The following is a 19,541-nucleotide window of genomic DNA, read 5'->3' as shown; positions in this document are numbered from 1 at the left end:
CGCCGCATATTGTAACTTGGCTTATACCGGTTCTTCCTTTATTCTGCGTATACGCATGCTCCCGGAAGGATCTGGTTTCTTGCATCCAGAGCAACAGTTGCGATCTTATCAGAATGTACGATATTGATCGGACCCTGTACAATTCCGTAGCCGTAGCATTTCTCTACAAGGTAGTCATGCATTGCTTCAATGCTCTCCGGACCGTAGGTATCTACACTCAGGCATGCCTGCATCAGATTATCCAGCTCTTCGTCCACTACAAAGTTTGCAGTTCCGCCGGTGATGTCACGGTAGTCTCTTGCATCCCAGCAGAGCTTCCACTGGTTCACAATATAGTCTGTGGAACCGGCCGTCTTCAGAAGAATATCAAAGCCCTCCGCATTATACTGTTCCTGCTGTGCCATCATCTGGTCGTAACCAACCAGCTCTACCGTCACGCCGATCTGTCCCCAGTAAGCCTGCAGCATCTGCGCCAGCATTTCCTGCATGCCGCTGTTGGTATATTCCAGAGTCAACGGGCTTCCATCATAATTGGACTGTGCAAGATATTCCTTTGCTTTTTCTACATCATAATCATAATAATCCTCGTTATCCCATTCCGGATTATAGTCCGGATAGGTCGCGTTTGCAAAATCCTTCACCGCCATACCATTGCCGTTGAACGCACCTTGATTCAATCCTTCCTTGTCAATCGCACAGGCAAGCGCAAGTCTCAGATTCTCGTCATCCTTAAATACAGAGCTGTCGGACATGTTGTACTCTATGTCATAGGTAAGATTATCCAGAACAACCGATACCTGGTTTCCCTCTGCATACTCTCCGCCCTCTGAAAACTTCGCAATATCCGTATCCGGAATACCGTTTGAAATGTCCACTGCGCCTGTCTGCATTGCAACGGTGTGCTGGGAAGCCTCTGTAATTACGGAAAATCTGATTTCATCCGCGTTGTGGATACTTGTTCCGTGCACCAGAGATTCATCCGTCTGCCAGTAATTTCCGGTGTCCTTTAAAACAAGCTCAGACCCTGGAACGTAGCTTTCTACCAGATAAGCGGAGGTGCCGACCGGCGTCGTCGCCATCTGATCTTCGGATGCCTCGTAAGCTGCCTGCGTAACGATCGCTACCTCCAGAAGCACGTTCTCAAATTCACCAATCTCAAGGTCCTTGTTAAACTTGAATTCCAGATTGTAATCATCCACCGCCGTCACGCTCTCTACAACAGAAAGCTTGCCGTAGTTCTTTGTCGCGATCGCGGATTCAAAACTGAATACGATATCGGAAGCGGTCAGCGGGTTGCCTGCCGCGTCATGAATGTAATCATAGATCTCCATCGTGTAGGTCTTCGGATCTACCTGCTCCCAGTTCTTTGCGAGCACGCCGTACACCTGTCCGTCTTCTCTGGTGATCATGTACTCATACACCGTAAACAGCATTGCAATACGTCCTGCCGACATTCCAGACCACGGTCCCATATTTTCCGGATCTGCCGTAACGCCAACGGTTACAGAAGCCGTTCTTCCATCCTCCGCCGCAAAAACTGCAGTACCGGTTCCAAGAGAACTGATCGTCAGTGCTCCGGTTAATAAAAGTGCCACAAATCTCTTTTTCATGTTCTTTCTTCTCCTTTGCATAATTTTTTATATAATGATGCCGGGACAGGGCATCTGCCCGTACGATGCCTCCCGCATTCACTATCGTATTTCAAAAACCTCCTCCAGGAAGTCCAATGCCGTGTCTACAATTTCCTCTGTATTGTAGTCCGGCTTCTCGTGGTCCGCTTCTTTTTCCAGAAAGACCGTCCGCACCTTCGCGGCTCCAGCAATTTTCTCGATCACTTTTGCAAATTCCTCCGACTGCTGCACCGGCACCGTCGGATCGGTCACGCAGTGCTGAATGAAAAACGGCGGAATATCTTTATGTACGTAGGTCACCGGCGCCGCCATACGGTTCAGCTCCGTGATATCGGGGAGCGGATTCCCCATCATAATGGATTCCGGGGAATTTTCGTTGTTATGGTTGCTTCTTCCGACTCCATTGCGGAAAATCTGCTCATCCATCGCGTCAAATCCGCTGCAGGCTCCGCAAAGGTCGATCACTGCCTGCACCGCGCTGCTGCATCCGGCGTTTCCCATACCCGGATCCTCAAATCCGGGATTTCCTTCCGTCACTCCGACGATCGAGGCGAGATATCCTCCTGCCGACATGCCCCATAGGATAAATTTATCAGCGTCCAGATGATATTTTCCGGCATTCGCACGCAAATATCGGATTGCCGCCTTTACATCATAGATCTGCGCCGGCCAGGTGACTTTATCGCTCTTGCGGTAGTCCATGCTCGCTATCGCAAATCCGCGTTCCAACGCCGCAAATAATGTCTCCGCCCGCTTATCGCGCTTGCTCCCAAATGCAAACGCCCCCTCGTGGATGTATAAAATCAGCGGAAAAAGCTCTCCTCCCTTCTTCGGTAGATACAAATCAAACACCTGATCCTCAGACTGCCCGGCATAGGGAATGTCAAGATAGCACTTCCCGGCCTGCAAAATCTGTTCCGGCGAAAACTCCGCCGTCTCCGGTATCTTAAATGGTAAGGCTGGCTTCATTTTCTTCTCTCCTGTAGTTATTTTTACAATTATCTGCTTTGTGATTACATTATACTTCCGTTATTCTTTATAAGCAAACCGCTTTCCGATGTAATTATTGCGCAAAGTGCATAAATATAAAAACCAGGGAGAGCAAGGTTATTGTTCACCTTTGCCCTCCCCGGAATCTGTGTGGAATTATCACGCGCTTTTCTTCCCTGCAAACTTTTCAAATACCCATGTTACAAGCAGCACCACCAACACCGCATAGAATGTGGAGATAAAGCGGAACACCGCGTAGTAAATCCTTGCATTTCCTGCAAATGTGCATGCCACCAGGATAAAGGTAACGCCGCCGATCCGCGCGTTTATGTACGGCACCTTCGCCAGCTTGCAGAAGTACAGTGTGAGCAGTACTCCAGCCGTCACCATCAGTACCATCAGCCACTCATTCGCAAACACATTGTCCAGCGCAACAACGCAAATTGCCACAATGCCGCCGACCGCTGTGATGATCAGACGGTTGATGCCCGCTTTTTTGCTGACCGTCGTTGTATCCTGGCAGCAAAGCAGGCAGGAAATGCACGCCGTCATCTTCTGAATAATCTCCAGGCGCATTTCCCCAAGCGGAAACTTCACGCCAAAATGATTCAGCAGCGTTGCCGTCAGACAGCAGATCAGCACCGACACCGCGATTCGCATATCCAGACAGGTAATCGCCGCTTTCTCCGTTTTTATTTCTGGTTTCATTTTCTTCTTCCTCCCAAGTAAGATTTTTTATCATTGTAGATTTTTCGCACCATGAAAAGCAATTCGATTTCCGTCTGCATTTATGCAGAAAGCGACACAAAAGTTACTGTGAACAAAGTGAGCAGTGACAAAAAGCTCCGGCACATCAGACTGTGCCGGAGCTTTTTCTCTCTTTATATAATGATTCTGAAAGCAGCGCCTATCTCTGCTGCCATCCCGCGAGGCATTTTTTCAGCGCCGCGTTAAGCTGCATCTGTTCTTCCTCCTTAAGCATCGCAAACATCTCGCTGCAGTCTGCGCCGCTCTCCACGTTATGATGCAGGAAATGACCGCATTGGCGCAGAAGCGTCATAGTGACTTCCGATAACGTCATATTTTCCTCGTCAATCGGGCGCATCTGTGGTTTGCCTTCGCTGTGTCCATGTTCGCTGTATCCATGTTCCCCGCGGCCATGTTTTCCTTCTCTGCCGTGGCCATGCCCGCCGCGGCCGCATCCTCTCTCGCCGCCGTGTCTGTGCTCACCATGTTCGCCGCGGCCTTCTCTTTCGCCTTCTTCTACCGGAAGCCCAAAGTGTTCTTTTCCCTTCGGGCAATGCAGATTGTCGACCGGACAGTGGCGGTCGCAGCACGGGCAGACTTCTTTTCCATCTTTTGTCATTGTATTATTTTCTGTATTCATCGTTCATTCCTCCGTTTTCTTTCCATATGCCATTGCGTCAGAAGCTTTCGCAGCATTTCTTTTAACTGTCCCTGTTCTTCGGGAGATAAAGCCTGGAAAATTTCCTCCGCATGCGGCTTTGATCCTTCTGTTTTTTCCGCCTCAGCGGCCGCTTTCCCCGCGTCCGTGAGACGAAGAATCATTTTGCGGCGGTCACTCTCGTCCTTTTCTTTTACAAGAAAGCCCTTTTCCTCCAGCTTTGCAAGAATTTCGCTTAAGGACCCCGGTTCGATTCCAAGCCGCTCCTGCAGCGCCCTCTGGCTCATCTCTGGATTTTCCAGCAGAATGCCCAGTATCCGGTTCTGTCCTCTCTGTCGCCCGCTTTTGCGCTCCGCAATATATCCGCAGCGGATAAGAAGCTCCTGCAGGGAAGCCTCCTCTATCTGAAATCCTTCCATACGTCCGTGATAGCCGTGTCTGCCGTGATGCTCCCCCCGCACACAATCATCGTTTATCTCACATTTTCTCATTCGGAATTCCTCTTTTCCTTATTATTTCGGTACCTTGAAATCATCTTATCATTTCCTCCGTAATTTGTCAAGGTGCCTAATCATTTTTCAAAAAAAAAAACGGAGAATCATCCAATTCCCCGTTTCTGCCCTTTGCAATAATACGCATCCTTTTTATGTGAGGCATGTTTTCAATACCTCTTTCAGCGCGTCCTGCTCTCCCTGCGACGCACGCATTTCCAGACTCCAGTCAAGATCGCGGTATTTTTCGCAGCGCGCATCCTCCTTTAAAAATCTTTGCATATTTTCCAGCATGTCCATGCTCCAGACACTGCTGTCTATCTGCGCCGTCGTATAAACGCCCCTCTCTATCATTTCAAAGCCAAAAATATCCTTAGCATGCGTTTTTTCTGCGCTGTTGATCACTTCTGCCACCAGATGGCATGGGATAAACAAAACTCCGCTGTCTGTTCCCATAACCACATCGCCCGGAAGACATACCCCCTGCCCGATTCTGCAGGCGCTATTATAGCCGGTGATCACACACTCCCGGATCGGTGTCGGATCAACGCCGCGGTAAAATACCTGTGTTCCTATTTTTTTCATCTGTTCAATGTCCCGGATGCCGCCCCAGATCACCGCTCCGCCGCGTTTTGTCTGTGCCGCGATCGCAGTAGTCAGATTCCCGCCGATAAAGGTTCCGTTGAAAATCTTATCATACATGTCTGCAACCAGCACATCCCCTTCCACCAGGCCGTCTACTACCCACTGATTGCACATACCCTTCCAGTTTTTCTGTTCGCCCGTTGATTTTACAACAGAAAATAAATCCGGTCTTGTCGGCATAAAGGTGCATGTCACTGCACGTCCTACCAGCTTCTGTCCGCCGTGAAGCATCTTCATCCCGCCTTCAAACTGGAAATGATAACCCTTGATATAAAGTGGAAGCCAGATTTCCTCAAGTGTCATTGTCCTTAGCTTTTCCAGGTATTTCTCCTCCACCTTCGGTCTGCCGTCTGCAAAGCGCTCTCCGTGCCACTCCTGCGTCAAAGCAATTATTTCATTCCTGTCATTTAATATCACGTCTTCTTCTCCTACTGTTTTTGTTGTTTTGTTACTGTTCAGGTCAGGACTTTGCATTCACTGCGACGCGCAGCTAGTCCTGTGGGCAAAGTCCGTAAGAAAGTGACACAGGTGTGAGCAAATCCCATTCGCGGAGCGAATTTTAAATGGATTTGCGAATGTTACTGTGAACGACGTGAACAGTAACGTTATTTTCTTCTACAGAACCCCCGGCGCCCTCCAGTAGGCCTCCGGTGCAGTCTCCCAGAGCGGCATCGCTAACGCCATCGGATCAAACACGATCGTTCCCTCACGGATCGTCATAACGCACTCCAGCCGCCTGCTCCCATTCATTCTCGCATGCCCGCTGTCCGCATAGCCAAACTGCCCTTCCTGTACTTTAAGCACTGCAATATCTGCACAGCCATTGATACGCAGATCCCCAAGCTCCGTGTGTCCGATAACCTCCGCCGGACGCTTTGTCGTGCGAAAAATAACTTCCTCCATCGTCATGCCCATGCTCAGATATTTTGACATTACATGCGTCAGATTAATGACCGGCCCTGCAACATTATCAAGATACAGGTCTGTTGAAATCACATCCGGCGCAAATCCCTGCTGCCATGCCGGAACAGCATTCCGGAACCAGAAGCTGCCTGCTCCGTGCCCCAGATCAAAAATCACGCCTCTTTCGCGCGCCGCAAACATCTCCCTGCGCACACATCCGCTCTCATCCAGAACAGGAAACTGCTGAGCATATACATGCGTGTGAATGTCGCCCGGACGGAGCTTACTTAAAATCAGCTCCTCATATGGCCGTCCCGGAAGCGTCGGCTGAAAATCCGCCATTACCGGCTTGTGGCAGAGCTCGCCTGCCTGTACGCAGCGATCAACAGATTCCCACGCAGGATGCGCTTCATCAAACGGTTTTCCTACCCAGTAATGCGCTGTTTTAATCCCGACAACCGTTTCATCAAACGTTTTCGCCATTGCGGCTGCAATTTCCGGATGAAATTCTCTGATATCCTGTTCGGAATCCAGATTCACCATCCCGCCGGAAGCAATGTTGATAAATGCCAGAATTCTTAAGCGGCTCTTATCGATCACCTCTTCCTTAAACCGGATAAAATCCCGGCTTCCGCAGGTTCCCGCATCCACAGCCGTTGTCACGCCGCTTTGAAACATATGCGCCTCCGGCTGGATCGTCGGCAAACCATCCCGCGCAACCGGAAATACAGGATAGATATGACAATGCATATCGATCAGTCCCGGCGTCACGTAGCATCCTTCCACATTTACAACAGTGGCGCTTCCGGCTTCTGATGCACGTGCCGCAGGATTCTCCTGCATATGCTCTGAAATTTCCGCAATTTTCCCGTTTGAAATACGAATATCCGCTTTTTTCTTCATGCTCTGCGATGGATCAAGCACGATCCCGCCCCGCAGAATAATATCTTTTGTCTGCTTACTCATCTGTCTCTCTCCATTCTCCTTCAGGCCGGCCGTTTTTTTATCTCTGTGACACATGCCGCCCGCACAAGCGGCAAAGAATCCGCCGGGCATAATCTTCCTGACACATACGCTTCTTCTTTCGCGGACTGCACATCTCTTAACCGGCTTTCCCTATTATCCGGCAAATGCTCTTCTGTCCACAAAAAGCTGCAAAGTTCATTGCTTCTCTCGCAGGCGACAAATACAAGTCCCCCATCTGCACAGTGCAGGTGCCTCGGCCAGTGTCCCTGACAGTCCCATTCGCCAAGAAATTTCATTTCTTTTGAGACGTCGAATACCGCTATCGTATCTGCTCCGCGGTTTGCCACAAAGAGTTTTCCCGTTCTGTCAATGCAGGCTCCTCCCGGATAGTTCCCCGCTCCGCAGGCCTGTGTTGCCGGTCGGCAGACAAGATTCCGGTACCAGTTTGGTCCGCTTCCAAAAGCGACACTGTTTCCCCTCTCGTTAATCACAATCATCTTTCGTGAGCTTTCATCATAAAGTACCTGACGCGGACCGCTGCCCTCTCTTAATGCGATCTGCTCCGGCTGTCCCACAGGTTTTTCCCCCTGCAAACGAAATTTCAAAAGAGCGTCCCCGCCAAGATCCACTGCAAGCAGCTCATGCCCGCCCATACAGATACTTCCATGAATGTGGATACCGTCATGATAACAGCAGGATATCCGTTCCAATTCGTGATCGGTCACGTACAGCTCTCCGCTCTGATAGCATCCCGCATACAATACCTGCCGTCCCGCCGTCAGATGACAAAGCCCCCTGCCGGAAAACTCTATCCTTTTCTCCGGGATCAGCCTTCCGTTTTCCACGCAAAAAGATGTGATAGCCGCCTTATCACTCAGCTCGCTTGCCACAAAAAGTTTTCCATCTGCTGCACATAAAAACGACGGACAATCCCCCTGTGAGGCAGCATCCCGTATTTCCATTTTTCCGTCCGCATCCGCGGTAAAAAGCAAAATATCCGCCGCTCTGCCATCTCCGTATCCGGATGCCGCATACCATTTTTGCTGCATACCACATAACCCTTTACGTATTATCCGGCGCTTCCTGGCACCCTAAAGCACCTGCGCGATCACTTCTATTTCCACAGGAATATTCCCGTTCGGCAAATTATGTGTTCCCATAACGGTCCTTGCGTGATATCCCCTTTCCTCCAGGACGTCTGCGATCGTATCCGAAAATCCATCAAACACCCCGTCCACATCGCAAAAACCCTCTGCGCAGTTTACAAGTCCAAAGGCCTTGATGATCCTCACATGATCCAGTGAGCCAAGCGTATCCTTTAACGCACCAAGAATAATGATCGCGCACTCGCGCGCTGCCGCATAGCCTTCCTCCGGCGTCAGATCTTTTCCGATCCTTCCCTGATACAGCGGCACTCCGGTGATCTGATCTTCCGGCCCGTGCCCGGAAACATAGATCATATCATCCACCCGTCTCAGCAGAACAATTCCCCGCTTCTTTTGATACTGCGGCTCTGTCTCTGCGCCATCTATGATAATTTTATTAATGCTGTCCACTTTACGCACCTCCTATATTTCACGCTCTATCGACAAATTCTATTTACGGATGCGCACAATCGCTTCCACCACGACCGGAACATTCTGAGGCAATGCGAAAGCTCCCATAGCCGAGCGTGCATGCTGCCCGCGTCTTCCAAAAACCTCTACCATCAGATCAGAAAATCCGTTCATAACTGCAGGCTGACTGGAAAAATCTCCGGCGCTGTTTACGAGCCCAAGCGCTTTCACAAAATAGTCCACCCGATCCAGTTCTCCAATGTAATCCTTAATAGTGGCAAGCATGTTCAGCCCGCAGAGACGCGCCGCCTGATATGCCGTATCCACATCGACATCTGCTCCAACCTTTCCCGTATAAACCGGCTTTCCCTCTGCATCCACCGGCAGATGTGCCGACAAATACAGCATATCGTCCTTGAGTACCGCATCAACAGCTCCCTTTCCCTTTCGGTCGCGTACCGGCAGCGAGATTCCAAGCTGTTCTATTCTTTTTCCTGTTTCACCCATGTTTTTCTTCCTCCTAGTCAATTTAATAGCTTTCTGATAAATGTAACCTACCCCTTTACGGCCCCTGCCGCTAACCCCTCCACAAATTGCTTTTGTACCATCATAAATATCGCTATGATCGGAACGGTGATCACCATAGCCGCTGCCATTGTGCTGCCCCAGTCCACTTTAAAAAAAGATGAAAACTCATTTAAGGCTATCGGAACCGTAATGCTTGCCGTGCTTCGCGTCAGAACATTTGCAAGTGCAAATTCATTCCAGGAAGAGATAAAAGCATAAATCCCGGTTGCCGCCAATGCCGGTTTCAAAAGCGGAAGCACGACCCTGATAATTGTCTGCATTGTAGAACAGCCATCCATGATCGCTGCTTCCTCTATTTCTTTTGGGATGCCTTTAAAATATCCCTTCGCCATCCATGTGACCAGCGGAAGGCTGATCACCAGATGCGCGATCGCCAGCCCCAGCTTTGTATCTACCAATCCCACTTCATTTTCCATGTAGTAAAGCGGTATCATCAGTACCGTCAGCGGCAGCATCTGACTGATCAGCATAAACAGGGAAAGCACTCTGTTTCCCCGAAAAGAAAACCTCGCAAATGCATAACCCGCACTGCCGCCCAGAAGCAAAGCGATAAAGGTTGTCATTACGCCCACCAGAACGCTGTTTTTAAACGCATTTGGAATAGAGCTGTCAAACAGTACATTATGATAATTTGACAGGGTTGGATCCAGCGGTATCCAGCGCGGCGGATTTGCAAAAATCTCCGTCGTCGGCTTTATAGATGTGGACAACACCCATCCGATCGGGAGGATCGTAAGCAGCAGCGCCAGGATCAATACAAGATATGCCAAAATATTCAGTACTTTTTCATAGAATCTTTTCCGGCTCATCCTCACTCCTCCTTTATCACAAACTTCACATATAATACGGCAAATATCATGGTGGTAAGCAGCTGCATCACCGCGCTGGCAGAAGCGCCGTTAAGGTTCAGTATCTTAAACTGGTTATAGACCAGCAGCGATAATGTCGTTGTATTCTGACCGCCCGACGTCATGATCCAGATCAGCGAAAATTCATTGATCGCCCACACCAGCAGCATCAGTATACAGATAAAACTGATATCCTTCAAAAGAGGCATCGTGATATACCGCATTTTCTGCCACCAGCTTGCCCCATCCAGGTCGGCGCTCTCATACAGATCCGCCGGAAGCTGCTGCAGGCCAGCCGTCATCATCAGCATTACATAGGGCGAACACGCCCATATCTGAACGATGATCAGGGAAAGCAGCGCAAACTGCGGCGTCGTCAGCCATGGAATCGGTTCTTTGATCAAACCCAGACTCTGCAGAATATGATTTGCCATTCCGCCGTCTGTTGTCAGCAGCCATTTCCACGCCGTTGCCTTCACTACCCCCGGAATGATCCAGGCGATAAAGATCCCGCTTCTCCAGAAGCCTTTAAAACGGATCCCCTTTCTGTGAATCAGCATTGCGTACAATGTGCCAAGTCCAAATGAAAAGATCACGGTGCTCAGCGTCCACTTTACAGTATTCAAAACCGCTTTTATAAACTGTGGATTATGGAATAGCCGTTGATAATTATAGAAACCGGCAAATGCCCCTCCCGCGGATTGATCTGTAAAGCTCATCCGAAAAATATAAAACAATGGATAAGCGATCAGCAGCATTGTCACAATTACTCCCGGAAGAATAAAAGGAAGTGCTTTTTTCTCATCTCTGGTTAATATCTGTCTTTTCATCATATGCTCCTTTCTCTTCCGAGAGTAGTTCCGTGCTTCGTACACTTTACCGTCAGGGCAAATGCCGTGCAGCACTTTTTACCATGCAAGCAGCGCGTCGATATCCGCTGTCATAGCCTCGCATGCCTCATCCACTGTCATACTTCCTGAAACAGCGCTCTGAATATAGCCGTAAATGATCGGTTCCATTTCCGCCCAGTTCTCGTAAGTCGGTTCCGCCTTGGAATTATTCAACTGCTCGGTAAACGGTTTTAATTCCTCGCTTGCAAACTGCTCATATTCCATTGCTGTCTTGCTTGCCGGGAAAGAATCTGTCAGCCGCGCCTGGTTTTCCGGCGTTGTGATATAGGCAAGGAATTTTGCCGCCGCCTCTTTATTTTCGCTGTTCTTTGCCATGGATACGCACCATCCGTTTGCGGTCGTACAGCCCATGCCGCCGTCGCCCGGAATAACTGCCGTTTTAAAGTTAAGATCCGGATAATCCGTCTTTAAGGTATCCACATCAAATGGTCCGGTAAAGTTAAACGCAAGCTGACCTGAGCCAAACATGTCTCTCATTTTTGTGTTGTCGATCTCTGCGCTGCTCGGCGAAGCGTATCCCTCCTGGATGGAGCTGACAATATTATTCAGCGCCTTTTTGGCTGCATCGCTGTCTAACAGACACTTTGTCTCATCTTCATTTAAAATATCGCCGCCATAAGTGTAAAGCTGCTGCACCAGTCTGGTTGCCGCATTTGCCTGATTGCCAAGCGGCCATGCAAACGCATACACACCATCCTGCGCAAGCGCTTTGCTCATCTCCACCATTTCCTCCCAGTCGGTCGGGAACTCCTCATACCCTGCTGCACTCAGCAGATCAACATTGTAATAGATACCGGATCCATCATAGCGGAACGGAACCCCGTATATCTCATCCTCCACCGACGTAATCTCCAGCGCAGGCTCCAGAATATCATCAAAGTTAATCCCCGCCGCGCTGCCAGACTCTTTCAGCGTCTCCAGCAGATCCTTTTTTGCGAACGGCGCCACATCCGTCAGCAGGATCGTAAACAACTCCGGTGCATTCTTCGCACTGATCGCTGTTGTGATCTTGCTTTTATAGGTATCCCAATCTGTCACAACGATTTCCACTTTAATGTCCGGATTTTCGGCCTCAAACTCCGCTGCCATCTCCCGGCTCTCTGTCTCATCCCAGTTTGGCGTCCACCATTCAATCGTTGTCTGCTCTGCAGCTGCTCCGATCCCGATAAGTCCTGTCAGCATTGCCGCCGTAAACACGCCTGCCGCTGCTTTTTTTGCCGTCCATTTCCAGTTTTTCATCTGTTTTTCCTCCTTTTTACTCCGCTTCTTTTCTTCCGGAAATCTCTTACTGTGCCTGGGAAAGATAGTCCTTTAGCACTACCGTCAATTGCATCAGACACCTCGGTACATGATATGGTCCCTTTAATTCAAATCCCTTTTTGTCAGACCGTACTGCTCCATCTCTCTTCAAAATACTGTACCATTCCCCAAATTCCCGATCCCTGAAATAATTCTGCACATAATCATACAGCTTCAGGAAATATGTATAGTGTCTCTCGTTTTCATTATATAAAGCACTCATTGCAAGCGCATTCAGCCCCTCTGCCTGCACCCACCAGATCTTATCGTCCCATGCCGCCGGAATTCCTGCGTAATCATTTACCAGAAATCTCTGCTGCGGAATTGTCTTTTCCACATCCACATGCTGATAAAATCCTCCATACGTTTCATCGTAGCAGCGGGCAATTACCCAGTCCAGTATGGTTTCTGCGCGTTTTATATAAGTCATATGTCCGCACTCCCTGCCTGCTCTCATGGAAAACCACAGAGATTCCATCGTATGACCGGCATCAATCAACCTCCCTTCTCCCTCCGGTTTTGGTTTTCCATCCGCTCCTATATATTCAAATGGTGCTTTATATTCATCGCTCGCGAATTCATACAATGATTTTTTTACGCAATCCTGCAGGATATCATCGTACAGATTCCCAAAAACAGCCCGACTCTCAAGCGCTGCTAAAAGCGTCATAAAATTTATTGCATGCTTCTGCCATCCAGGCTCAATTCCTTCCGCCTGCAATACGTCCGGCCTGCGCACATTTCCAAATAATGTTTCACTCAGCAAACGAGCAAACGCTATGTCCTGCTCCGCCGCCTGTTCTTTGCAGGAGGCTATGTACTCATACAAACCCTTTACTGCAAAATGATCAGTGAAAATGGACGTTGCTCCCTCCAGGACTTTGCCGCTGCGCGACATCATATGCGCAAAACGCCCGTCTCCGAGATAAAAACTGCCTTTCATAAAGTCCCGTCCGGCCTTTGCAATCTCCCGCCACTCCTCTTTTGGTTCAATATGGTTGTACAATGCCGCAAACAAATACATCGTCCTCCCGACAAACCATCCCGGCTTTCTGTCATCCTCCAGCCTTCCCCGACGATCGAAGCAATTCAGATATCCCGGATACGTTTCATCCAATATCCGCTCCTGCCAAAACGGGATATTTTCCTGCAGAAGCTCCTCCTGGATCTGCTTCAGAAGCTGCCGCAATTGTTTTTCATGCCTTCTGTAAAACTCTGACTTTTTCTCCATGTATCTCTCCATTCTGCCTATAATAACAAATTTATTTCAAAACACTTTCTTCCGGCATATTTTCCCGTGCAAACGTTTACATTTTCTGGTAAAAATTTTTATTCTGCCAATAGAATGACTCTGAGCATGTTTCCCACAATATCCGCTTCCTCATCCGTCAAATTCAGTGGACTGATATAAACCGCACCGCAGTTCTTTTCATAGCCGATATAAATTCCCTGCTCATACATTTTCTGCACAATATGTTCGCCTCTTTCCTTTTTCTCCGGATAGATAAACAAGCGCGGATACGTCTGTCCTACCGGTCCTTTTTCTACTGTCTCTATTTTTGCAATTCCAGGAACGTCCTTTACATACCCCGCAACAATTTCATTTCTGTGCCGGAGTGCAGCCGCATTTTTTTGCGGATCCAATTCCAGATAATTTTTTACTGCCACATACAATCCCGCCATACTCTCCCGCGATGTTTTACTGGAGCGGCAGATGCCATGAACCGGCGCCCCAAAGCGTCTGCAATCCTCTATCCATTCTTTCTTCCCGACGATCAACCCGCTGTCCGCCGGTCCGCAAAGTGTTTTGCCGCCGCTGAAAATCACAAGATCTGCGCCTGCTCCCGTAATCGTCCATAAATTCTCCACCGGTGGAAGCTGCGCTGCTGCATCCACCACCACAGGGATCTGATGCCTGTGCGCGATCGCGATCACTTTTGAAAGCTCCATGGAACCTCTCTCATACAGCGACGACAGGAAATAGAAAACGGCTGCCGTATTTTCGCTGATGCTTCCCTCCAGTTCAAACTCCAGAGTCTCATCCGCATCGCCGATTTCCACCATCTCTGCGCCCGTCCCCCAGATTGCTTCGTCATATGCATTTCTCTGCGCCCGCAGCACGATAATCTCCGACTTTATTCCCTTCGTATCCGGAAGCTTTCGGTAATGATACATGCTTCCGCGCACCATGCAGACGCTTGCCGCAAGCTGCAATGCTCCCGCCGCACCGTTCGTAATATAGGCCCCTTCATTTTTCGTCAGCTGCGCCAGCTCTTCCCCAAGCCTTTTTTGCAGCTGCTCCATATCTACAAAATGACGCGAAACCTGCCGCATTGCCTCCAGCGTGTTTTCTGCCATCCGGCTTCCGCCGTATACCGTATATGTATCGTGAGCATTGATGTACGGGGTAAGTCCGTGTTCTTCGAAAAAATCCATCCCTTTTGCCTCCCTTCAGTGTGCCTTAATGCTTGCTCCGCCGTCTGCAAATATTGTTTGTCCGGTAATATAAGCAGACATATCGCTTGCCAGAAAAAGGGCGGCATTTGCAATATCCTCCATCTTTCCGGGCGGCAGCGGCTGCATGTTCCGCAGCATTTCCATAAAACGCTCGCGCTGTTCTCCCTCCGGATAATCTAAAATCTCATCCTGCATATTGTCGCTCAGGATCAATCCCGGCGAAATATTATTTACCCGAATGCCTTTTTTCGCATAATCCAGCGCCATTGCCCGTGCCGTCGCATTGACCGCGCCCTTCGTTCCTGCATAAATGCCAAACCCTGGCATTGTCATACTTCCATGGATCGAAGAAATATTGATAATATTTCCATATCCGCGTTCAACCATCCCCGGTAAAAATTTCTGCGCACAGATCAATCCGCTTTTATAATTGGTGTTGAACATCGTATCGATCATTTCCATACTGTATTCCGTAATCTCGCCATGACGGTTTATCCCCACCGTATTTACCAGAATATCAATGCCGGCAAAATCCTCCAGAATCTGATCGCAGACAGCGGTAATTTCCTTTTCGTCCGACAGATTGCATGCGTATCCCTTCGACTGCGGGGAAACACTGCGGATTTCTTCCATTGTCTCTGCAAGCTTCGGCAGATTTTTTCCGCCGACGGCCACCGCAGCCCCCTGTCTTGCAAACAGCAGCGCGATCTCCCGCCCGATTCCCCGTGCCCCGGTAGTAATAAACGCCCGCTTTTGTTTCAGCATATTGTTGTAATCCATGTGCTACCCCACCTTACATTCACTGACCGTTTCCTTTTCTACAATTTCCGTCTGGTAAACTTTTCTCACCGGCTTCATCGGCTCCTCACTGTTCAAGCGCTCACTTAAAAGCTTCACACTATCCATACCGATTTTATACAGCGGCTGATTCACCGAAGTAATATCCGGGCCACGATAATGATCCGGTAAAATCGTCTGATTATCAAATCCCATCACAGAAATATCTTCCGGAACACGCAGGCCTCTGTCCAGCGCTGCGCGGACGGCAAAGCTGGCAATCGCATCGTCCGAACAGAATACGGCAGTCGGAGGCTGCTGAAGATCCAAAAGCGCATTTGCACAGGCATACCCGCTCCGGTAATCCGTGGACGTATATTGGACATAACCCTCGCTTATTTCCAATCCGGCATTTCTCATTGCTTCCTGATAACCGTCCATACGTTCCTTGGTAACTTTTTTATTCGGACTTCCGCAAATATGAGCGATCCTCCGATGTCCCTTCTTCACAAGATACTCGACCGCTTTCTTTGCCCCGCCAAAGTTATCTATCAGGAGTTTGTTGCATTCCAGCTCCGGCACATCATCCTCTATCATCACATAATCAACATCCCGGATATCCTTCAGATAACGAATCACACTCTGGTCGCTGAGATAGGAGCCATAAAGGATCACCGCGTCCACCACGCCGTTTGTCAGATAGCGCACATACTGTTCCTTGCTCGCAACATCCCCGCCGAGAACACTGCAGAACATCACCGCATAGCTTGTCTGCTGTGCAGACATCTCGAAGCCCTTGATCAGATCATGGAAGAACGGGTCATGCAGATTATTTACAATAATGCCTATGCAGTTTGATTTCTTTTTCACAAGCGCCCTTGCTGCATGATTCGGACTGTATCCCATGTCGCGGATCGTATCCAGTACCTTCTGCCGTACCTCTGGTTTTACTTTGTCAATGTTATTTACTACTCTTGATACAGTGGCAGCAGAAACATTTGCCTCCCGCGCCACATCCACAATACTTACTCCCTTTCGGTTCTTCACTTTCCTCATTCCTCTCCAAAATGTAAACGTTTTCATTTTCTTCGAAAAAAGAAAGCGTTCGTAATCTCTGCAAACGTTTACACTATACTTATAACACATATCTGCAAGGTCTGTCAACCCTTTTGGTGAACATTTTGACTTTTTTTGACCCCCTTTCGACGAATAATTTGACTTTTTTACCAAAACTATCTATAATACTATGAAAGATACTAACCAGCTTTCATTCATGATAATGCAGAGGAATATACATGGATATTAACTACTTCAGAGAATTTATCGTATTGAGCGAAAACGGAAATTACATGGAAGCGGCAGACAAGCTTTTCATCTCGCAGTCCGCGCTCTCCCGCCACATCAAATCCATGGAGGAGGAGCTGGGCGTCCTGCTGTTCGACCGGACCACGCGAAAGATCCGGCTCACGCAGATCGGAGAGGGGTTTCTTCCATATGCCCGCAGGATCGCCGCAATGCAGGACGAATATCAGCATTTTCTCTACGAGGAGACGCACAATTCGCAGAGAAATCTCATCATTGGCACCATTCCGAGCATGACGCAGGGAGCGGTCGCCGAGGCTCTGGAGCTTTTCCGCCGCAAGCATCCTGCCTATCATATCAACGTGATCGAAGCGGATTCCCTGCAGCTTGATGAAATGCTGCGAAAAAAAGAATGTGACCTCGCATTTCTGCGAAATATTGAGGATGAAAAGGGAGAATTCTGCAAAATTCCGGTGCTGACCGACCGGCTTGCAGCTATTTTCTGTGCGGATCATCCCTCTGCAGAGAAGTCCTCCGTGACCATCGAGGAGCTTGCCGAGGAACCTCTGCTCTGGCTTTCCAAAAACACCTATCTGCACAGTCTCTGCCGGAAAGCATTCGAAAAAGCCGGTCTGGAGCCAAATGTCGTTTTCACCAGCCGCAATGGTGACAATATCGTCTATCACGCCGGGCGCGACCTCGGCGTTGCCATGCTGATGAAAAATCCGGCGCAGCGTCTGGTAAACTCCGATGTAAGGATCGTGGACATCGAACCGCCGATCACCTCCACCATCATGCTCGCCTACTTAAAAGAAAAACGGCTGAACAAAGCGGCACAGCAGTTTATCGAAATGATCTCTGCTTTCCCGCAGTCCACAGACGAAGCCTAGTCAAGCTGCGCAATTTCATGATACAGGTCGGCGTATCTTCCGCTTTGGGCAAGCAGTTCTTCGTGAGTTCCCCGCTCCAGGATCCGTCCCTTCTCCAGCACCATGATTGCGTTGGATTTGCGGACCGTGGAAAGCCGATGTGCGATCACAAAGGTAGTGCGGTCTTTCATGATCGCATCCATGCCCTCCTCAATGTGGCGCTCCGTTCTGGTATCGACAGAGCTGGTCGCCTCGTCAAGAATCAGGATCGGCGCTTTTGAAATCGCAGCTCTGGCAATGTTCAGAAGCTGGCGCTGCCCCTGCGAGAGGTTGGCGCCGTCATGCTCCAGCAGCGTATCATATCCGTTTTCCAGATGCATAATAAAAGAATGCGCGGAGGCAACCTTCGCCGCCTGTTCCACCTCTTCATCCGTCGCATCCAGACGTCCATAACGAATATTTTCCCGTACCGTCCCCGTAAAAAGATGCGTGTCCTGCAGCACCATTGCGATATTTTGCCGCAAAAAGGAGCGCTCGATTTTCTCGATCGGAATCCCATCGATCGTAATGCTTCCATCCTCAATATCGTAAAATCGCGAAAGCAGATTGGTGACGGTCGTCTTTCCTGCTCCGGTAGAACCGACAAACGCAATCTTCTGTCCCGGCTTTGCGTACAGCGAGATATCGTGCAGGATCGGCTCTCCCGGACGATAGCCGAAATTCACGTGCGAAAGCACCACATCGCCCCGGATGGATGCAGGCTGCACCGTCTCTGTTTCCTCTTTTTCCGGCTCCTCATCAAGCACCTGGAACACGCGCTCTGCGCCTGCAAGCGCAGAAAATACGTTATTCATCTGCATGGAAATCTCATTGATCGGGCGGTTAAAATGACGGGTGTAATTAACCGAAACCGTCAGTCCGCCAAGGTCGAAGCCCCGCTTTACCACCAGCACGGCGCCCACGCACGCCGTCACAGCATAGATGACGTTACAGAGCTGATGCGTCACCGGCCCCATGATGCCCGCCTGGAACTGTGCCCTTATCTGCGTCTTCATCAGCTGCTCATTCAGATATCCGAATTCCTCAACTGCTGTCTGCTCGTGATTAAACACCTTAATGATCTTCTGCCCGGTTATCATTTCCTGCGCATAGCCGTTCAGAACGCCGAGATTCTGCTGCTGTGCAACATAAGATTTTCTTCCTCTTTTGACGATCCACTTGCTTGCGAATACCAAAAGCGGCGTCAGAATAATCGTCAGCATCCCAAGGAGCACATTGGTGTACAGCATCAGCGCAACCGTTCCGATGATCGTAATGATCCCGGAAACGATCTGGATCAGCGTCGTGTTCAGCATTTCCCCGACCGCATCCACGTCATTTGTAAAGCGGCTCATCACATCTCCCGCCGCATGATTGTCAAAATAAGAAATCGGCAGCGTCTGCAGCTTTGCGTACAATTCTCCTCGCATACGGCGGAGCGAGCGCTGCGAAACATTGAGCATCAGCCGCTGCTGCGCCCACTGTGAGAAAACATTGATCGCATAGACCAGTCCCAGCACGGCAAGCGCGCCAAAAAGCCCGGAAAGCCGCATGGAAATGTCCGCGTCCGCCGGATCGTAATAAATGAACTGATTGATCGCCGGGCGCAGCAGATACGACGCCGCCAGCGACGAGACAGAGAAAACAACCGCCGTGACCATCGCGAGTATAAGCTGCCTGCGCTCCTTTCCGAGATAGCGGAACAGACGCACAACGGTGCTTTTCAGATTTTTCGGTTTGCCGACCGCTCCAAGCGCCTGCCCGCGGGCGGCATGCGGTCCTACGTTCAGTTCTTTTTTATTGCCCTCCGCCTGGGAATGACCATATTTCTTCTGTAAGCGCGCGGCTTTTTCTGCATCCATCC

General features: G+C 49.5%; 19 protein-coding genes. 1 reads left to right on the top strand and 18 read right to left on the bottom strand.

Going from position 1 to position 19,541, the window contains the following annotated elements; all coding sequences use genetic code 11:
• Nucleotides 1-38: 38 nt before the first annotated feature.
• The 17 genes from ACLU9Q_RS04880 to ACLU9Q_RS04800 all read right to left on the bottom strand — a co-directional run bounded on the left by ACLU9Q_RS04880 (nt 39) and on the right by ACLU9Q_RS04800 (nt 16,514).
• A complete protein-coding gene (locus ACLU9Q_RS04880; RefSeq protein ID WP_296831069.1) occupies nt 39-1,610 on the bottom strand; it encodes an ABC transporter substrate-binding protein in 1,572 nt (523 codons plus the stop codon).
• Between the two features lie 81 nt (nt 1,611-1,691).
• Nucleotides 1,692-2,600, bottom strand: coding sequence for an alpha/beta hydrolase (locus ACLU9Q_RS04875; protein ID WP_296831067.1), 909 nt, complete (start codon nt 2,598-2,600; stop codon nt 1,692-1,694).
• A gap of 180 nt (nt 2,601-2,780) precedes the next feature.
• Nucleotides 2,781-3,329: an FUSC family protein gene (locus tag ACLU9Q_RS04870; RefSeq protein WP_296831065.1), complete on the bottom strand. Its 549-nt coding sequence runs from the start codon at nt 3,327-3,329 to the stop codon at nt 2,781-2,783.
• A gap of 199 nt (nt 3,330-3,528) precedes the next feature.
• Nucleotides 3,529-4,008 carry a hypothetical protein gene (locus tag ACLU9Q_RS04865; protein ID WP_296831063.1) on the bottom strand — a complete coding sequence of 160 codons (480 nt, stop codon included), beginning with the start codon at nt 4,006-4,008 and terminating at the stop codon, nt 3,529-3,531.
• On the bottom strand, nt 4,005-4,517 hold the full coding sequence (locus ACLU9Q_RS04860) for a MarR family winged helix-turn-helix transcriptional regulator (RefSeq protein ID WP_298512245.1): 513 nt from the start codon (nt 4,515-4,517) through the stop codon (nt 4,005-4,007). The genes ACLU9Q_RS04865 and ACLU9Q_RS04860 overlap by 4 nt, the downstream gene beginning before the upstream one ends.
• 153 nt (nt 4,518-4,670) lie before the next feature.
• Entirely contained in the window at nt 4,671-5,579 is a 909-nt protein-coding gene (locus ACLU9Q_RS04855) for an RraA family protein (RefSeq protein ID WP_296831059.1), read from the bottom strand.
• A 198-nt stretch (nt 5,580-5,777) separates the two neighbouring features.
• Nucleotides 5,778-7,031 (bottom strand): amidohydrolase/deacetylase family metallohydrolase, encoded by a 1,254-nt coding sequence (locus tag ACLU9Q_RS04850; protein ID WP_302225711.1) that lies wholly within the window; start codon nt 7,029-7,031, stop codon nt 5,778-5,780.
• A 20-nt stretch (nt 7,032-7,051) separates the two neighbouring features.
• A complete protein-coding gene (locus tag ACLU9Q_RS04845) occupies nt 7,052-8,080 on the bottom strand; it encodes a lactonase family protein (RefSeq protein ID WP_302225680.1) in 1,029 nt (342 codons plus the stop codon).
• 42 nt (nt 8,081-8,122) lie between these two features.
• A complete protein-coding gene (locus tag ACLU9Q_RS04840) occupies nt 8,123-8,587 on the bottom strand; it encodes a RidA family protein (protein WP_296831053.1) in 465 nt (154 codons plus the stop codon).
• A gap of 39 nt (nt 8,588-8,626) precedes the next feature.
• Nucleotides 8,627-9,094: a RidA family protein gene (locus ACLU9Q_RS04835; protein WP_302225678.1), complete on the bottom strand. Its 468-nt coding sequence runs from the start codon at nt 9,092-9,094 to the stop codon at nt 8,627-8,629.
• A gap of 47 nt (nt 9,095-9,141) precedes the next feature.
• Nucleotides 9,142-9,984 carry a carbohydrate ABC transporter permease gene (locus ACLU9Q_RS04830; protein WP_302225676.1) on the bottom strand — a complete coding sequence of 281 codons (843 nt, stop codon included), beginning with the start codon at nt 9,982-9,984 and terminating at the stop codon, nt 9,142-9,144.
• A gap of 2 nt (nt 9,985-9,986) precedes the next feature.
• The gene (locus ACLU9Q_RS04825) at nt 9,987-10,856 is read right to left on the bottom strand and encodes a carbohydrate ABC transporter permease (protein WP_412624690.1); all 870 of its coding nucleotides are present in this window, start codon (nt 10,854-10,856) and stop codon (nt 9,987-9,989) included.
• 75 nt (nt 10,857-10,931) lie between these two features.
• Nucleotides 10,932-12,173: an ABC transporter substrate-binding protein gene (locus ACLU9Q_RS04820; protein ID WP_302225672.1), complete on the bottom strand. Its 1,242-nt coding sequence runs from the start codon at nt 12,171-12,173 to the stop codon at nt 10,932-10,934.
• Between the two features lie 46 nt (nt 12,174-12,219).
• A complete protein-coding gene (locus ACLU9Q_RS04815; protein WP_296831045.1) occupies nt 12,220-13,464 on the bottom strand; it encodes an AGE family epimerase/isomerase in 1,245 nt (414 codons plus the stop codon).
• Between the two features lie 98 nt (nt 13,465-13,562).
• A complete protein-coding gene (locus tag ACLU9Q_RS04810; protein ID WP_302225670.1) occupies nt 13,563-14,669 on the bottom strand; it encodes an aminotransferase class V-fold PLP-dependent enzyme in 1,107 nt (368 codons plus the stop codon).
• 15 nt (nt 14,670-14,684) lie between these two features.
• Entirely contained in the window at nt 14,685-15,470 is a 786-nt protein-coding gene (locus tag ACLU9Q_RS04805; RefSeq protein WP_302225668.1) for an SDR family NAD(P)-dependent oxidoreductase, read from the bottom strand.
• A 3-nt stretch (nt 15,471-15,473) separates the two neighbouring features.
• Entirely contained in the window at nt 15,474-16,514 is a 1,041-nt protein-coding gene (locus tag ACLU9Q_RS04800; RefSeq protein WP_296831039.1) for a LacI family DNA-binding transcriptional regulator, read from the bottom strand.
• Between the two features lie 248 nt (nt 16,515-16,762).
• Here ACLU9Q_RS04800 and ACLU9Q_RS04795 point away from each other — a divergent pair, with 248 nt between their 5' ends.
• Nucleotides 16,763-17,659: a LysR family transcriptional regulator gene (locus ACLU9Q_RS04795; protein ID WP_296831037.1), complete on the top strand. Its 897-nt coding sequence runs from the start codon at nt 16,763-16,765 to the stop codon at nt 17,657-17,659.
• Here ACLU9Q_RS04795 and ACLU9Q_RS04790 read toward each other — a convergent pair.
• Complete coding sequence (locus tag ACLU9Q_RS04790; protein WP_412624689.1) at nt 17,656-19,539, bottom strand: ABC transporter ATP-binding protein; 1,884 nt, start codon at nt 19,537-19,539, stop codon at nt 17,656-17,658. The genes ACLU9Q_RS04795 and ACLU9Q_RS04790 overlap by 4 nt on opposite strands.
• Nucleotides 19,540-19,541: the final 2 nt, after the last annotated feature.

Origin of the sequence: Marvinbryantia sp., assembly GCF_047017445.1 — a bacterium.
GTDB lineage: Bacteria > Bacillota > Clostridia > Lachnospirales > Lachnospiraceae > Marvinbryantia.
The sequence above is the reverse complement of the archived record's forward strand: the minus strand, read 5'-3'. Positions and strand labels throughout refer to the sequence as shown.

What these genes read in the sequence shown, in the direction of transcription:
- ACLU9Q_RS04790 (WP_412624689.1), bottom strand. Translation starts at nt 19,539, where the DNA reads ATGGATGCAGAAAAAGCCGCGCGCTTACAGAAGAAATATGGTCATTCC.
- ACLU9Q_RS04815 (WP_296831045.1), bottom strand. Translation starts at nt 13,464, where the DNA reads ATGGAGAAAAAGTCAGAGTTTTACAGAAGGCATGAAAAACAATTGCGG.
- ACLU9Q_RS04865 (WP_296831063.1), bottom strand. Translation starts at nt 4,008, where the DNA reads ATGAATACAGAAAATAATACAATGACAAAAGATGGAAAAGAAGTCTGC.
- ACLU9Q_RS04820 (WP_302225672.1), bottom strand. Translation starts at nt 12,173, where the DNA reads ATGAAAAACTGGAAATGGACGGCAAAAAAAGCAGCGGCAGGCGTGTTT.
- ACLU9Q_RS04875 (WP_296831067.1), bottom strand. Translation starts at nt 2,600, where the DNA reads ATGAAGCCAGCCTTACCATTTAAGATACCGGAGACGGCGGAGTTTTCG.
- ACLU9Q_RS04880 (WP_296831069.1), bottom strand. Translation starts at nt 1,610, where the DNA reads ATGAAAAAGAGATTTGTGGCACTTTTATTAACCGGAGCACTGACGATC.
- ACLU9Q_RS04870 (WP_296831065.1), bottom strand. Translation starts at nt 3,329, where the DNA reads ATGAAACCAGAAATAAAAACGGAGAAAGCGGCGATTACCTGTCTGGAT.
- ACLU9Q_RS04835 (WP_302225678.1), bottom strand. Translation starts at nt 9,094, where the DNA reads ATGGGTGAAACAGGAAAAAGAATAGAACAGCTTGGAATCTCGCTGCCG.
- ACLU9Q_RS04845 (WP_302225680.1), bottom strand. Translation starts at nt 8,080, where the DNA reads ATGCAGCAAAAATGGTATGCGGCATCCGGATACGGAGATGGCAGAGCG.
- ACLU9Q_RS04825 (WP_412624690.1), bottom strand. Translation starts at nt 10,856, where the DNA reads ATGATGAAAAGACAGATATTAACCAGAGATGAGAAAAAAGCACTTCCT.
- ACLU9Q_RS04810 (WP_302225670.1), bottom strand. Translation starts at nt 14,669, where the DNA reads ATGGATTTTTTCGAAGAACACGGACTTACCCCGTACATCAATGCTCAC.
- ACLU9Q_RS04795 (WP_296831037.1), top strand. Translation starts at nt 16,763, where the DNA reads ATGGATATTAACTACTTCAGAGAATTTATCGTATTGAGCGAAAACGGA.
- ACLU9Q_RS04805 (WP_302225668.1), bottom strand. Translation starts at nt 15,470, where the DNA reads ATGGATTACAACAATATGCTGAAACAAAAGCGGGCGTTTATTACTACC.
- ACLU9Q_RS04860 (WP_298512245.1), bottom strand. Translation starts at nt 4,517, where the DNA reads ATGAGAAAATGTGAGATAAACGATGATTGTGTGCGGGGGGAGCATCAC.
- ACLU9Q_RS04850 (WP_302225711.1), bottom strand. Translation starts at nt 7,031, where the DNA reads ATGAGTAAGCAGACAAAAGATATTATTCTGCGGGGCGGGATCGTGCTT.
- ACLU9Q_RS04830 (WP_302225676.1), bottom strand. Translation starts at nt 9,984, where the DNA reads ATGAGCCGGAAAAGATTCTATGAAAAAGTACTGAATATTTTGGCATAT.